The following is a 310-nucleotide window of genomic DNA, read 5'->3' as shown; positions in this document are numbered from 1 at the left end:
GTATGTATTATTCGCCAAACAATCCAAAGAAAACGATCGGGATGAACCAGTTCATCCCCGATGCGCAAGGCTATCCATTTACCGAAACAGAATATACCCCCGATAATACCGGCCGCATCAGCCGCCAGGGTGGGGTAGGCCCCGATCATCAGCTGGGCAGCGGTCATGAAACAAAATATTTTTATGGAACTTCTGATCAAAAGGAACTGGATGCTTTATTCGGTACCGATGTAGGCGATGCTTCACATTATTTTAAGACTATGGTGCGTGATGCTAATGGGCAGTTCAGCATCAGTTATGTGGATATGCA

General features: G+C 46.1%; 1 protein-coding gene. It reads left to right on the top strand.

Annotated elements, in window-relative coordinates; all coding sequences use genetic code 11:
* Positions 1-41: 41 nt before the first annotated feature.
* A partial coding sequence (locus A3860_RS09605) for a hypothetical protein (protein ID WP_143774035.1) occupies positions 42-310 on the top strand: 269 nt, incomplete at its 3' end.

This window comes from Niastella vici, assembly GCF_002077945.1.
GTDB classification, from domain to species: domain Bacteria; phylum Bacteroidota; class Bacteroidia; order Chitinophagales; family Chitinophagaceae; genus Niastella; species Niastella vici.
This window is presented reverse-complemented; position numbering and strand designations above follow the sequence as displayed.